Source organism: Anoxybacillus sp. LAT27, from assembly GCF_022030075.1.
Taxonomy (GTDB): domain Bacteria; phylum Bacillota; class Bacilli; order Bacillales; family Anoxybacillaceae; genus Anoxybacillus; species Anoxybacillus kestanbolensis.
In genome coordinates this window covers 1-233 of the sequence record NZ_JAIWYK010000300.1, presented here as the reverse complement: position 1 = coordinate 233, position 233 = coordinate 1, and the positions used below count along the sequence as shown (strand labels likewise).

Here is a 233-nt window from a genome sequence, read left to right as displayed (position 1 = left end):
GCGGATGAGCGCCGTTTTTCCACCGGGGAAATCTCCCCTGTGGACACGTATGCGGCAGTGCTCGGCCGCTCCGGTGAACATCTCTATAAATTGCTGGTCTTCTCCAGGGACGGGCAAAAGCTGGCCCGCGCGTCCCGCAGGCTGGCGGCCGTAAACGAGCTGTCCGTCAGTTCGTCGGCGAATCACAATCTGGAAGTCACGCACAGGCATGCGCAAAAAGGAATCGCGCTGCA

Annotated in this window: 1 pseudogene; it reads left to right on the top strand. The window is 60.5% G+C overall.

Annotated elements, in window-relative coordinates:
* Positions 1–233 (top strand): annotated as a pseudogene (locus LD028_RS09535) (Cof-type HAD-IIB family hydrolase); the annotation flags it as partial.